This window comes from Agromyces sp. NPDC004153 (genome assembly GCF_053603635.1).
This window is the reverse complement of record NZ_JBSGFY010000001.1, coordinates 21,584-35,093: the sequence shown is the minus strand read 5'-3', so window position 1 is coordinate 35,093 and position 13,510 is coordinate 21,584. Positions and strand designations below refer to the sequence as shown.

General features: G+C 74.8%; 7 protein-coding genes. 4 read left to right on the top strand and 3 right to left on the bottom strand.

Annotated features, from left to right (window positions below):
- Positions 1–21 precede the first annotated feature (21 nt).
- Together ACWEOH_RS00140 and ACWEOH_RS00135 are read right to left on the bottom strand one after the other, a co-directional pair.
- Complete coding sequence (locus tag ACWEOH_RS00140) at positions 22–2,562, bottom strand: LuxR C-terminal-related transcriptional regulator (RefSeq protein WP_452027170.1); 2,541 nt, start codon at positions 2,560–2,562, stop codon at positions 22–24.
- Complete coding sequence (locus tag ACWEOH_RS00135; protein WP_452027168.1) at positions 2,559–4,328, bottom strand: Hsp70 family protein; 1,770 nt, start codon at positions 4,326–4,328, stop codon at positions 2,559–2,561. The genes ACWEOH_RS00140 and ACWEOH_RS00135 overlap by 4 nt, the downstream gene beginning before the upstream one ends.
- A 257-nt stretch (positions 4,329–4,585) precedes the next feature.
- Between ACWEOH_RS00135 and ACWEOH_RS00130 the strand changes: the two genes are divergently transcribed.
- The 4 genes from ACWEOH_RS00130 to ACWEOH_RS00115 all read left to right on the top strand — a co-directional run bounded on the left by ACWEOH_RS00130 (position 4,586) and on the right by ACWEOH_RS00115 (position 13,024).
- Entirely contained in the window at positions 4,586–6,115 is a 1,530-nt protein-coding gene (locus ACWEOH_RS00130; RefSeq protein ID WP_452027166.1) for an alpha/beta hydrolase, read from the top strand.
- A 93-nt stretch (positions 6,116–6,208) separates the two neighbouring features.
- On the top strand, positions 6,209–7,639 hold the full coding sequence (locus tag ACWEOH_RS00125) for a pyridoxal phosphate-dependent decarboxylase family protein (protein ID WP_452027164.1): 1,431 nt from the start codon (positions 6,209–6,211) through the stop codon (positions 7,637–7,639).
- A gap of 71 nt (positions 7,640–7,710) precedes the next feature.
- Positions 7,711–12,261 (top strand): ATP-dependent helicase, encoded by a 4,551-nt coding sequence (locus ACWEOH_RS00120; RefSeq protein WP_452027163.1) that lies wholly within the window; start codon positions 7,711–7,713, stop codon positions 12,259–12,261.
- The gene (locus tag ACWEOH_RS00115; RefSeq protein WP_452027161.1) at positions 12,248–13,024 is read left to right on the top strand and encodes a DNA-formamidopyrimidine glycosylase family protein; all 777 of its coding nucleotides are present in this window, start codon (positions 12,248–12,250) and stop codon (positions 13,022–13,024) included. Before ACWEOH_RS00120 ends, ACWEOH_RS00115 begins: the two co-directional genes overlap by 14 nt.
- Here ACWEOH_RS00115 and ACWEOH_RS00110 read toward each other — a convergent pair.
- Positions 13,021–13,371: a DUF1844 domain-containing protein gene (locus ACWEOH_RS00110; protein WP_452027159.1), complete on the bottom strand. Its 351-nt coding sequence runs from the start codon at positions 13,369–13,371 to the stop codon at positions 13,021–13,023. The genes ACWEOH_RS00115 and ACWEOH_RS00110 overlap by 4 nt on opposite strands.
- Positions 13,372–13,510 lie beyond the last annotated feature (139 nt).

Here is a 13,510-nt window from a genome sequence, read left to right as displayed (position 1 = left end):
AACGGGGGACGTTCCGCGGGGCTACTGCCCGGGGTCCTCCTCCAGTGCCACCCGCAGCCTCGCGAGCAGCTCGGAACGGGTGGTGACGCCGAGGCGCCGCCGGATGCGCGCGATGTGGTGCTCGGCGGTGCGCGGCGAGATGAAGATCGCGTTCCCGATCTCCGCGTAGGTCTTGCCCTCGAGCACCAGCCGCGCCACCTCGCGCTCGCGTGCGCTCAGGAGGCCGTCGTCGCGCTGCGCGCCGTTCGCCTCGGAGTCGGGCTCGGCGCCGGCTTCGGGTCGCTCCTCGTCGGGATGCAGGCTGCGGGCGAGGGCGAGCAGCTGCAGGGTGTCCCGGTGCTCGGACGCGCGACCCGCGGCGTGGCCCGCGAGCCGGCTCGCATCCCACGGGTAGCCGGCGGCGGCGAGGTCGCGTGCGGCCTGCTCCACGCGCTCGACCACCACGTCGCCGGCGATCGCCGCCGCCCACGTCCGACCGGCCCGGGCGAGGTGCTCGGCCGTGCGGCCGCCCGGCGCGGCATCCGTGAGCGCGGTCGCGTGCCGCTCGACCGCATCGGGGTCGTTGAGCAGGATCGCCGCCTCGATCGCCGCCCAGTGCAGGCCGGCCGACCAGCACGCCGGCCGGCCGGCGCGGTCCAGGAGGTCCCCGGCCGCGGCGAGCTGCGCTTCCAGCAGGCGGGTCTCGTGCAGGCGGGCGGCGGCGACCGAGAGCTCGGCCAGTGCCGGCAGCGCGAACAGGTCGATGGGCATCCGGGCGATGGCCTCCCGGGCCGCCGCCCATCCGCGCAGGAGTGCCGCGAGGTCGTCGGTGCGGCGGGCGAGCCCGATGCGCACGGCGTGCGCGAGCACCTCGTCGCGGAGGCCGAGCGGCTGCGACGCCGAGATCGCCGATTCGAGGTGCTCCCGCGCGCGCACGGGACGATCCGCGCGGAGTGCGACGAACGCCTGCATGAGCCGGAGCCGCGCGTCGAAGGCCGGGCCGCCCTGCGTCGCGTCGATCGCGCCCTGGAGCACGTCGGCCGCCAGGTCGAGCTCGCCCGCATTGAGGGCGACCTGCGCGGCGAGCATCGCGGGCGCCTCGGGGAGCGGGCCGAGGGTCGCGGACTCGTTCATGAGGCTCGACGCCTGCAGGAGCGACGAGAGCGCGAGGTCGGAGGAGCCGTCGAGCGCGTCGAGGATGCCGTCGGCCGTCAGCCGCAGCGCGACCTGGCCCGAGGTCGGGTACTCGACGTCGGACGCATCGGACCGGGTCGCGCGGGCTCCCGCGACGTCGCCCACGCCGGCGAGGCAGATCGCCGCGATCGGCGCGATCGAGCCGTCGACGGCCGCGAGGGTGCGGCATGCGTCGGCACTGCGGTCGAGCATGCCCTTCCGCGCCCAGGTCGCGGCGGCGACGGCGACGGTTCGGGCGAGGTCGTCGGGTTCGTCTCGTCCGAGCCCGAGATCGACCAGGCGTTCCGCGGCGGCGACGTCGCCGACGGCCCACGCCGCCTGGGCCAGCCGCCCGGCGATGGGGTGTTGCTCCGCCCCGAGGTCGATGAGCGCGGCGTACTGCTCGCGGGCGGCGTCGGGATCCGCCTCGAGCAGCTCGTCGCCGCGCGAGCGCAGCGCGGCCAGCACCCGCGGGTCGCGGAAGCCCTGGCGTGCCAGCGCGAGCGCGGCGTCGCCGAGCGGCGCCCCCGCCGCGTCGACGGCGTCGACGAGCTCGCGGCGCATCGTCCACAGCTCATGCGGCGGCGCGCCTTGCAGGATGGCCGCCTGCACGAGCGGGACGAGCGAGCCGTCGGGCGAGACCAGCCCGCTCGCCCGTGCCGCTGCGGCGAGGGAGCGGAGGTCGGCCGCCGCGAAGCGGGGCGCCGTGGCGAACGCGGGCCCCGCCGTCGAGAAGCCGACGGTCAGGGCGGCCAGGTAGTCGTGCAGCCCGGGTTCGAGGCCGTCCAGCTCGTCGCGCATCGATTGCAGCACCGCGGCCGGCAGCACCGGTGCGGCGGCCCAGTCGTGGTCGGCGCCGGCGGCGAACGCGGCGTCCACGAGACGCGGATTCCCATGGGTGAGCTCGACCACGCGGATCGCCGCGTCGGCGGCCGGTTCCGTGCCGAGGAGCTCGGCCCCGCGTCGCCGCACCTGCGGCCAGGTCAGCGGATGCAGCGCCAGCACGGTGCCTCGCCTGCCGAGCCGGTCGGAGAGCTTCGCCATCGCCGTCGACCGCGGCCACGGGCGGAACGCGACCACCACGTGCGGGCCGTCGTCGCGGACGAGCTCGCGGAGCCGCCCCAGTTCGTCGTCCGTGAGTCCGTGCGCATCGTCGACGAGGAACGCGACCCGCTCCGTCGCGTCGGGAAGGTCGGTGGGCTCGACGTCGTCGACCACGTGGAGCCCGTGTGCACGGAGGGTCGCCGCGAGGTCGCCGAGGAGGGTCGACTTGCCGGAGCCGCCAGGGCCGGTGATGCCGACGCGCACCGGATGCGCACCGCCCACGATGCGTCGGGCGAGGGCGTCGGCCTCGACCGCGGCGTCGGTCGAGACGGCGGTCCGTGCGTCGTCCGAGGACGGCCGTGTCATGGCGCCGGCGCCGGCTCGGGCTCCGGCACGGGGTCGGGCGCGGGCTGGGGCTCCGGCGACGGGTCGGCGACAGGCGCGGGCGACGGGTCGGGCGTGGGCTCGGGGACGGGATCGGGTGTCGGCTCGGGTTCGGGCACCGGCGTCGGCTCCGGCGAGGGGCTTGGCGGCGTGGTCGGTTCGGGCTCGGGGCTCGGCGCGGGATCGGTGGTGCCGGATCCGGCCGGCGAGACGTCGTCCTGCGGCGTCGCGGTGCCAGTCGCGGGGCTCCCGGTCGCCGGCGTCGCGCTGTCGGCCTGGGCGACCGCTCGGCGCGGTGCGGCCGGATCGGAGTCGGGCGCGGCATCCGTGCCGCTCCCGGCGTCCGCGTCGGTGCTGCCGTCGATCGCGGCGAGGGGCACCGCGGAGCCGAACACGTATCGGCCGGCGGGGGCGCCGTCGCTCTGTTCGCCCGATCCTCCGGGCTCGCCGCCCTGCTCGCTCCGATCCCCGGCGGCGAGCGGGGTGATCGGGATCAGGATCGCGAGCAGTGCCGCAGCCACGCCGGCGAGCACGAGCGCGCGAAGCCCCATCGACATGCGGCGAGACTGGGCGGCCGGGGTCGCCGCGATGGGCACCGCCGGCGGCGCGGCATCCGCTTCGACCGCGTGCGCGGCCGTGGTGCCCTGGCCGGATGCCGCGACGGCCGTGTCACCGGGGAGCAGCCGTGCGGCCGCCACCGCGGCGCCGAGGCTGATGGAGGCCTTCGGGTCGGCGTCGACCGCCACGGGCAGCTCGAGCTCGGCCGAGAGCAGCTGCGCGACGGCGGGGATGCGGGAGGACCCGCCGATGAGCAGCACGGCGCTCACGTCCTCGGGCTCGAGGCCGGCGTCGGCGATGGCCGAGCGCATCGTCGCCACGGTGGACCGCAGCGGGCCGTCGATCATCTGCTCGAACTCCGAGCGCACGAGGCGCACGCGGGCCTGCGCGTTCGGCAGGAGCACGGGGACCACGGTCTCGGCGTCGAACGACAGCGCCTCCTTGGCGTCGGTGCATTCGCGCCGCACCCGGGCGAGCGCGAGGGCGCCGTCGGGCACCGTCTCGTCCACGTCGGCGAACGCGTTCGGTGCGAGCTCGCGCACGTGCTCGAAGATCCGCTGGTCGAAGTCGGCACCGCCCAGGCGCTCGATGCCCGTCGGCGTGCCGACGAGCGCGAAGGCGTCGTCCTCGCGCTTGCGCAGGAGCGCCACGTCGAAGGTGCCGCCGCCGAGGTCGTAGACGGCGATCGCCGCGCCGTCGTCCACCTTCTCGTGCGCGAGGTAGTGGAGTCCGGCGGCTTCGGGCTCGCTCACGAGCACGACGCCGGCGAGGCCGACGCCGGCGAGGGCGTCTCGTACGAGCCCGATCCGATGCTCGCCCCACGAAGCCGGGTGCGACACCGCGATCACGTCAGGCGGGGCGCCCTCGTGCGCCTCGGCGCGCTCGACGACCCACTGCGCGAGCACCGCGAAGAGGTCTTCGGGTGCGACGCCCAGGTCGCCGACGATGATCGGCGTCTCGTCCCCGATCCGACGCTTGAACTCCCGGACGACGCGCTCAGGATGATCGATGGCCCGCCGCTCGGCGGGCTCGCCGACGACCACCCCGCCGTCCTCGCCCAGGTACACCACCGTCGGCACGGCAGCCTTGCGCGTGCCGAGCTCCAGCGGCTCGTAGGCCATCGACCCATCGAGCGCGCGCCGGCCGATCGCAGCGGCGGTGTAACTCGTGCCGATGTCGATTCCGAGCACGAAAGACTTCACCCGAACTGAGCCCCCTCAGGTGTGGCGCCCCGGACTGGGTCGTCGCCGAAAGGCGGGCGCCGCAACGTGACGAGTATCCCGCGGGGCCAGAGCACCGGCAACCGGACCGGCACCCCCGTTTCGGGGTACAGGAGCGGAATCTTCGGGGTACATCGCCGCCATTACGGGGCAGAACGGGGGACGCGCCGGAGACCCCCCGAACGAGGGGAGCACGCGAACCGCTGCGCCCGGCGATACTGGGGGCCATGATGGGGGCGCGGAAGGGGCTCGCCGCGCTCGCCGCGGCGTCCGCGATCGCCGCGGGCCTGAGCGGGTGCGGCCTCTCCCTGTTCTTCCCGGTCGTCGACGAGTCGACGCCGACCGGCGAGGACGTCGATGCGGCGCTGGATCCGTTCTACGGGCAGGTCATCGCCTGGGACGAGTGCGAGGAGTTCCAGTGCGCGACGGCCATGGCGCCGCTCGACTGGGACGACCCCTCGGCGGGCGAGATCGAGCTCGCGCTCATCCGGCAGCCGGCGCGCACCGAGAAGGCGGGCACGCTGCTCGTGAATCCCGGAGGCCCCGGGGCATCCGGATTCGACGCCGTGGCCCGGGCGATCGACGTGACCGCGACCGAGGCGCTGCAGGACCGCTACGACATCGTCGGCTTCGATCCGCGCGGAGTCGGCCGCTCCACCGCCGTCTCGTGCTTCGACCCCGACGACCTCGACAAGCTGCTCTACGGCAATCCGCGCGGCTCCCGAGGCTCCGAGGAGTGGATCACCACCCAGAACGACCTCACCCACAAGTTCGGCCAGGCCTGCCTGGCGAAATCCGGCCCGCTGCTGGCGAACGTCGACACCCTGAGCACGGCACGCGACCTCGACATGCTGCGCGCGGCGCTCGGCGAGGAGCAGCTCGACTACCTCGGGTACTCGTACGGGGCGTACCTCGGCACCGTGTACGCGGGCACGTTCCCCGACCGCGTCGGCCGGATGGTGCTCGACGGCGCGATCGACCCGAGCCTCGGGCACGCGGCGATGACGCTCGCGCAGGCGCAGGGGATCGAGGCGTCGCTGCGCGCGTACCTCGCATCGTGCATGCCGGGCGGAACGTGCCCGTACTTCCAGGGGACGGTCGACGACGGCATGGCCGCGGTCCGGGGCATCCTCGACGCGGTCAGGAAGAACCCGATCCCCTCGACCGACGGACGCGTGCTGACGGCCGAGACCCTGCTCATCGCGATCGCCGCGCCGCTCTACAACGCGACCACCTGGCCCGTGCTCGACTCGGTGTTCGCCACGGTGCTCGCGATGCAGGCCGACACCGCCCTCACCGTCGCCGACGGCTACTACGGCCGCACGCCCGACGGCGAGTACGCGACCAACCAGATGGAGGCCCTGCGCGCCGTCAACTGCCTCGACTTCGAGTACCAGAACAACGTCGAGCAGATGAAGGCGCAGGCGCGCGACCTCGACACGGTCGCCCCGTACCTCGGGGTCTACCTCACGTTCGGCGACCTGTCGTGCCTCTCCTGGCCGTACCACGCGGAGCAGCCGAGGGCCGCGATCACCGCCCCCGGTGCCGCGCCCATCCTCGTGCTCGGCACCACGAACGACCCGTCGACGCCCTACGCCTGGGCGGTGGCGGTCGCGTCGCAGCTCGAGAGCGGCATCCTCGTGACCCGCAACGGCGACGGGCACACGGCCTACAACAAGGGCAACGCCTGCGTGGATGCCACGGTGGAGGCGTACCTCGTCGACGGCCTGGTGCCGCCTGGCGACGTGATGTGCTGAGCGGTCCCGGCCCCCGTCCGGGTCGTTGACCGCCCTCGGGCCTCGGAGCAGAATCGAAAGGCGCGCGCCAGGCGCGCGGAGGACAGGTGACTCATGGTCGAGCCCGGCGACTCCGGTCGCACCGCACAGCCCTCGCTCGCAGCGCCGTCGCCGTACGACGACGTCCTCGACGTCGCCGAACGCCACGCCCGGGCCTGGGTCTCCGGCATCCGGGAGCGGCCGATCCCGCCGCGCCTCGGCACCGACGAGGTGAAGGAGCGCCTCGGGCGGGAGCTCCCCGAGTCGGGCGAGCCGGCGACCGAGGTGCTCGACCTCCTCGCCGAGGCATCCGAGCCCGGGCTCATGGCGATGGGCTCGCCGCGGTTCTACGGCTGGGTCATCGGCGGCACGCAGCCGGTCGCGCTCGCCGCGGACTGGATCGTCTCCGCGTGGGACCAGAACACGGGCCTGCGGGTGGTCACCCCGGCGGTCGTCGCCGTGGAGGAACTCGCCGGCGAATGGCTCGTCGACCTGCTCGGGCTCCCCGCGGGCAGCGAGGTCGGCTTCGTGACGGGCGCCACGATGGCGCAGTTCACGTGCATGGCCGCCGGACGCGACGAGGTGCTGCGCCGCGCCGGCTGGGACGCCGAGACGCAGGGCCTGGCCGGGGGCCCGAAGGTGCGGTTCATCGCGGGGGAGGAGCGGCACGGCACCAACGACCTCGCCGCGCGCTACCTCGGCCTCGGCAGCCCGATCATCGTGCCGAGCGACGAGCAGGGTCGCATCCGCGTCGACGAGCTCGAGCGCACCCTCGCCGAGGGCACCGGCCCGGCGATCGTGCTGCTGCAGGCCGGCAACATCCACTCGGGCGCCTACGACGACTTCACGGCGGCGATCCGCGTCGCCCACGACGCCGGCGCGTGGGTGCACATCGACGGCGCGTTCGGCCTCTGGGCCGCGGCCTCGCCGAAGCTCCAGCACCTCGTCGCGGGCATGGACGAGGCCGACTCCTGGTCGTCCGACGCGCACAAGACGCTCAGCGTGCCGTACGACTGCGGCCTCGCCATCGTGCGCGACCCGAACGCGCTGCATCGGGCCATGAGCATGCACGCGAGCTACCTGCAGGCCACCGACGTCGGCGCCGACCCGCACGAGAAGGCGCCCGAGCTCTCGCGCCGAGCGCGCGGCGTGCCGACCTGGGCCCTGCTCCGCACCCTCGGCCGCACGGGTGTCGCGGCGCTGGTCGAGCAGCTGTCGGATGCCGCGAGCGGCATCGCCGATGGCGTCGGCCGCCTGCCCGGGGTCGAGGTGCTCAACGACGTGGTGTTCACCCAGGTCTGCATCGCGCTCGAGGACGACGCCGCCACCGAGGCGCTCAGCGAGCGGCTGTGGGACGAGGGCGAGGTCCTGGCCATGACCTCGCGCTGGCACGACCGGGCGGTCGTGCGGTTCTCGGTGAGCAACTGGCAGACGGATGCCGCGCAGGTGCGCCGCACGGTCGACGCCGTCGAGCGGGCGCTCGCCGCGGTGCGCGCGGGCGGATAGCCGGGGGCGCCTCGCGCACCCGTCGGTCGGTCTCCGGCCGCGGTGTCAGTGGCATCCGGTTGAATGGAGGGATGGCCGAGGCGCTCGAGGCGTTCTCGCCCGCGACGCGGGCGTGGTTCACCGAATCCTTCGCCGCCCCCACCGAGGTGCAGCGTGGGGCGTGGCAGGCGATCGCGCGCGGCGACCACGCACTCGTGGTCGCGCCCACGGGGTCCGGCAAGACGCTCGCCGCCTTCCTCTGGGCCATCGACCGTCTGCACCACGAGCGGCTCGAGCAGCCCGTCGCGTCGCACGGCACCCGCGTGATCTACCTCTCGCCGCTGAAGGCCCTCGGCGTCGACGTCGAGCGCAACCTGCGGGCGCCGCTCGTCGGCATCGCCCGCACGGCGGCCGCACTCGAGGTCGAGGTGCCCGAGGTCGCCGTGGGCGTGCGGTCGGGCGACACCCCGCCGGCCGAGCGCCGCACGCTCGTCACGAACCCGCCCGACATCCTCATCACCACGCCCGAGTCGCTCTTCCTCATGCTCACGTCCGCCGCGCGCGAGACCCTGCGCGGCGTCGAGACGGTCATCGTCGACGAGATCCACGCCATGGCGGGCACGAAGCGCGGTTCGCACCTCGCGCTCTCGCTCGAGCGGCTCGACGCGCTCGTCGGCCGGCCCGTGCAACGGGTCGGGCTCTCGGCGACGGTGCGCCCGCACGAGGAGGTGGCGCGGTTCCTCTGCGGCACGCGCCCCGTCGCGATCGTGGCGCCGCCGTCGGGCAAGAAGTTCGACCTCTCGGTGCGCGTGCCCGTCGACGACCTGTCCGACCTCGCCGGCGAGACGGGCGCGGGCACGGTGTGGCCGCACGTCGAGGAGGCGATCCTCGACGAGGTGCTCGCGCACCGGTCGACGATCGTGTTCGCCAACTCGCGGCGGCTCGCCGAGCGGCTCACGGCGCGGCTCAACGAGCTGTGGGAGGAGCGCAACGCGCCCGTCGAAGCCGTCGAGGCCGCGGCATCCGTCGGCTGGCCGGCCGCCGGCCGGACCGGGCGACCGCCCGCCGAGCTGCCCGGCGCCTCGGGGCTCACGGGCGGCGCCGAGCCGATCATCGCCCGCTCCCACCACGGCTCCGTGAGCAAGGAGGAGCGCGCGCTCGTCGAGGCCGACCTGAAGGGCGGGCGCCTGCGGTGCGTCGTCGCCACCTCGAGCCTCGAGCTCGGCATCGACATGGGCGCCGTCGACCTCGTCATGCAGGTCGAGTCGCCGCCGTCGGTCGCGAGCGGTCTGCAGCGCATCGGGCGCGCCGGCCACCAGGTCGGCGAGGTGTCGAAGGGGCTCATCTACCCGAAGCACCGGGCCGACGTGCTGCACTCCGCCGTCGCAGCCGAGCGCATGATCGCGGGCGCGATCGAGGAGCTCCGCATCCCGGCGAACCCGCTCGACGTGCTCGCGCAGCAGACCATCGCCGCCGCCGCACTCGACGAGTGGGACGTCGAGGACTGGTTCGAGCTCGTCCGCCGCGCGGCACCCTTCGGAGCCCTGCCCCGGTCGGCATTCGACGCGACGCTCGACCTGCTCGCGGGTCGCTACCCGTCCGACCGGTTCGGCGAGCTGCGGCCGCGCATCGTGTGGGACCGCGACGCCGGCACCATCGTCGGCCGGCGCGGCGCGCAGCGGCTCGCGGTCACGAGCGGCGGCACCATCCCCGACCGCGGCATGTTCGGCGTGTTCATGATCGGCGAGACCGGCCCCGGCCGGCGGGTCGGCGAGCTCGACGAGGAGATGGTCTACGAATCCCGCGTCGGCGACGTCTTCGCCCTCGGCGCGACAAGCTGGCGCATCCAGGAGATCACGCACGATCGGGTGCTCGTGGCGCCCGCCGCCGGCGAGCCGGGCCGCCTGCCGTTCTGGAAGGGCGACGGCATCGGGCGCCCGGCCGAGCTCGGCGAGGCGATCGGCGGGTTCATCACCGAGCTCGCGGGCGCGCCCACGTCCGACGCGCTCGTGCGCAGCCGTGCGGCCGGGCTCGACGAGCGCGCCGCCAAGAACCTCGTCGCGTTCATCGACGACCAGCGCGCGGCGACCACGGTCGTGCCCGACGGCGCCAACCTCGTCGTCGAGCGCTTCCGCGACGAGCTCGGCGACTGGCGCATCGTGCTGCACTCGCCCTACGGCATGCGCGTGCACGCCCCGTGGGCGCTCGCGATCGGCGCACGCGTCCAAGAGGAGCTCGGCGTCGACGCGAACGCCGTCGCGAGCGACGACGGCATCGTGCTGCGCATGCCCGACACGGGCGACGAGCCGCCGGGCGCCGAGCTCTTCACCTTCGAGCCCGCCGAGCTCGCGCAGATCGTCACGCAGCACGTGGGCGGCTCGGCGCTGTTCGCCTCGCGGTTCCGCGAGTGCGCCGCGCGGGCGCTCATCCTGCCGAAGACCAACCCCGGCCGCCGCTCGCCGCTCTGGCAGCAGCGCCAGCGCGCCTCGCAGCTCCTCGAGGTCGCGCGCGACTACCCCGACTTCCCGATCCTGCTCGAGGCCGTGCGCGAGTGCCTCCAAGACGTCTACGACCTGCCCGCGCTCACGCGCATCGCCGAGCGCATCGAGCGCCGGCAGCTGCGATTCGTCGAGGTGAGCACCGAGTCGCCGAGCCCCTTCGCCGCGAGCCTCCTGTTCGGCTACGTGGGCGCGTTCATGTACGAGGGCGACGCCCCGCTCGCCGAGCGGCGCGCCGCGGCGCTCTCGCTCGACCCGGCACTCCTCGCCGAGCTGCTCGGCACCGTCGAGCTGCGCGAGCTCCTCGACCCCGAGGTGGTGGTCGAGACCGAGCGGATGCTGCAGCGTCTCGACCCCGAGCGCCGGGCCCGTGGCGAGGAGGGGGTCGTCGACCTGCTCCAGGGGCTCGGGCCGCTCGCGGCCGACGAGGTCGCCGAGCGCGTCGACGACGAGACCGATTCCGCGGCGGCCATCGACGCGCTCGTCGCCGCCCGGCGTGCGGCACGCGTGCGTTTCGCGGGCCGCGACTGGATCGTCGCCGTCGAAGACGTGTCGCGCCTCCGCGACGCGCTCGGCGTGCCGATCCCGCCCGGGCTGCCCGAGGTGTTCGAGGAGTCCGTCCGCGATCCCCTCGGCGACCTCGTGAGCCGCTACGCACGCACGCACGGCCCGTTCACCACACCCCAGGTCGCCGAGCGCTTCGGCATCGGCCAGGCCGTCGCCCGTGCCGCGCTCGGGCGGCTCGCCGCCGAGCGGCGCGTCGTCGAGGGCGAGTTCCTGCCGGGCGGCGCCGGCCTCGAGTGGTGCGACGCCGGAGTGCTCCGCCGCATCCGGCGCCGGTCGCTCGCCGCGCTGCGTGAGGAGGTCGAACCCGTCGAGCCCCGACAGCTCGCCCGGTTCCTGCCCGAGTGGCAGCACGTCGGCGGTCGCCTGCACGGCGTCGACGGGGTCGCCGCCGTGGTGGAGCAGCTCGAGGGCGTGCGCGTCCCGGCGTCGGCGTGGGAGGCGTTCGTGCTTCCGGCGCGCGTCGACGACTACCGACCCGGCATGCTCGACGAGCTCACCGCATCGGGCGAAGTGCTCTGGGCGGGGGCCGGCACGCTCGCCGGCGACGACGGCTGGATCAGCCTGCACCTGGTCGAGACCGCGGCGCTCACGCTCCCGCCGCCCGAGGCGGGTCCGCTCGATCCGCTCGAGGCCGAGCTCCTCGCCGTGCTCGGCGGTGGCGGCGGCTACTTCTTCCGCCAGCTCGTCGAGGCCGTCGGCGCCGACGACGACCGCGCGGTCATCGAGGCGCTCTGGCGACTGGTGTGGGCCGGACTGGTGACGAACGACACGTTCGCCCCCGTCCGCGGACTGCTCGCCGGCGCCGGCGCGCACAAGACCCGCGCGCCGGCGCCGCGCGCCAGGATGCGCGGCCGCTCCCTCACCCGGCGTGCCCTCGCGGCATCCGTCACGTCGGATCGCGCGGCCCGCGCGGCGGCGAACCCCGCGCACGCCGCCGGACGATGGTCGGTCGTGCCGCTCGCGACCTCGGCCGCGACGCCGCGCGCGCAGGCGCTGGGCGAGACGCTGCTCGAGCGCTACGGCGTCGTCACGCGAGGCTCGGTCGTGGCCGAGGGCATCGTGGGCGGCTTCGCGCTCGCCTACCGCTCGCTCTCCGCGTTCGAGGACTCGGGGCGCGTGCGTCGCGGGTACTTCGTCGACGGGCTCGGCGGCGCGCAGTTCGCGACCACCGCTGCGGTCGACCGGCTCCGCGCCCAGCCCGCGAGCGGCGCGATCGCACTCGCGGCCACCGATCCGGCCAACCCGTTCGGCGCCGCCCTCGAGTGGCCCGAGCCGCCGGGCGACGGATCGCACCGGCCGGCGCGCAAGGCGGGCGCGTTCGTCACGATGGTCGACGGCGAGGCGACGCTCTACCTCGAGCGCGGCGGGCGGACGGCGCTCGCGTTCACCGACGACTCCGAGCTGCTCGGCGCCTCCGCGACAGCGCTGGCCGACGCGCTCCGGCGTGCGCGCGCCGAGCGGCTGCGGGTCGAGACGGTCAACGGCGCCAACGTCTACGGCTCGGTGCTCGACCCGGCGCTGCGCGCGGCCGGCTTCCGCGAGACGCCGAGGGGGCTGCGATTCGATGCCCGAGGGTGACACCGTCTACCAGGCCGCCCGTCGGCTCGACCAGGCGCTCACCGGACGCACGGTCGAGCGCACGGACTTCCGCGTGCCGGCCTACGCCACGGTCGACCTCGCGGGGCAGCCCGTGCACTCGGTGGGCAGCCGCGGCAAGCACCTGCTCATGCGCATCGGCGACCAGGTCGTGCACTCGCACCTGAAGATGGAGGGGGAGTGGCGCGTCTACCGCCCCGGCCAGCGCTGGACCCGTCCGGGCTTCCAGGCTCGCGCCGTCGTCGCGGTGCCCGGAGCGGTCGCGGTCGGGTTCGACCTCGGGGTGCTCGAGGTGTTCCCGGCGAGCGAGGAGGCCGAACGCATGGCCTACCTCGGGCCCGACGTGCTCGGACCCGACTGGGACGCGTCCGAGGCGATCGCACGCATCGCGTCGAAGCCCGACGTGCCGATCGCGGTCGCGCTCGGCGAGCAGCGCAACCTCGCGGGCCTCGGCAACGTGTACGTCAACGAGGCGTGCTTCGTGCGCGGCATCCGCCCCGATCGCGCGACGGGCACCGTCGACGTCTCGCCGATCGTCGACGTCGCACGGCGCATGATCGTCGCGAACCGCGACCGCATCGCGCGCACCACCACGGGCAACGACCGCCGCGGCGAGCGGCTCTGGGTCTACGGTCGCGCCGGCGAGCCCTGCCGCCGCTGCGGCACGACCATCGAGCACGGCCGCCTCGGCCGCAACGACGTCGAGCTCCGCGACTCCTACTGGTGCCCGAGCTGCCAGACCTAGCTGACCGGGCCGGTCCACTTCTCGCCGGGGCCCTGGCCGATGGCGTCGGGGATCGGCGAGGCCTCGCGGAACGCGAGCTGGAGCGAGCGGAGGCCGTCGCGCAGCGACCGCGCGTGCATGTCGCTGATCTCGGGCGCGCCGGCCGTGATGAGCCCGGCGAGGGCGTTGATGAGCTTGCGCGCCTCGTCGAGGTCGACCTGCGACTCGGGGTCGTCGGCGAGGCCCACCTTCACGGCGGCGGCGCTCATGAGGTGCACGGCCGCGGTCGTGATGACCTCCACCGCGGGGACCTCGGCGATGTCGCGGGTGGCGTCGGCGACGGTGGACTCGTCTGAACTGTTGCTCACAGACATCCTCTGTTAGACTACTGCGGGCCCGGGGCCAGTCCCCGGTACGAAAGTGGAGATTCTCCCACCCGCGCATACCGCTTCATCAAGGTTACCGGGTCGATTGCACTCCGCTTCCACGCCACCGAGCCTCCGGCTC

Coding starts and splice junctions, on each gene's coding strand:
- ACWEOH_RS00140 (WP_452027170.1), bottom strand. CDS start 2,562: ATGACACGGCCGTCCTCGGACGACGCACGGACCGCCGTCTCGACCGAC.
- ACWEOH_RS00130 (WP_452027166.1), top strand. CDS start 4,586: ATGATGGGGGCGCGGAAGGGGCTCGCCGCGCTCGCCGCGGCGTCCGCG.
- ACWEOH_RS00125 (WP_452027164.1), top strand. CDS start 6,209: ATGGTCGAGCCCGGCGACTCCGGTCGCACCGCACAGCCCTCGCTCGCA.
- ACWEOH_RS00120 (WP_452027163.1), top strand. CDS start 7,711: ATGGCCGAGGCGCTCGAGGCGTTCTCGCCCGCGACGCGGGCGTGGTTC.
- ACWEOH_RS00115 (WP_452027161.1), top strand. CDS start 12,248: ATGCCCGAGGGTGACACCGTCTACCAGGCCGCCCGTCGGCTCGACCAG.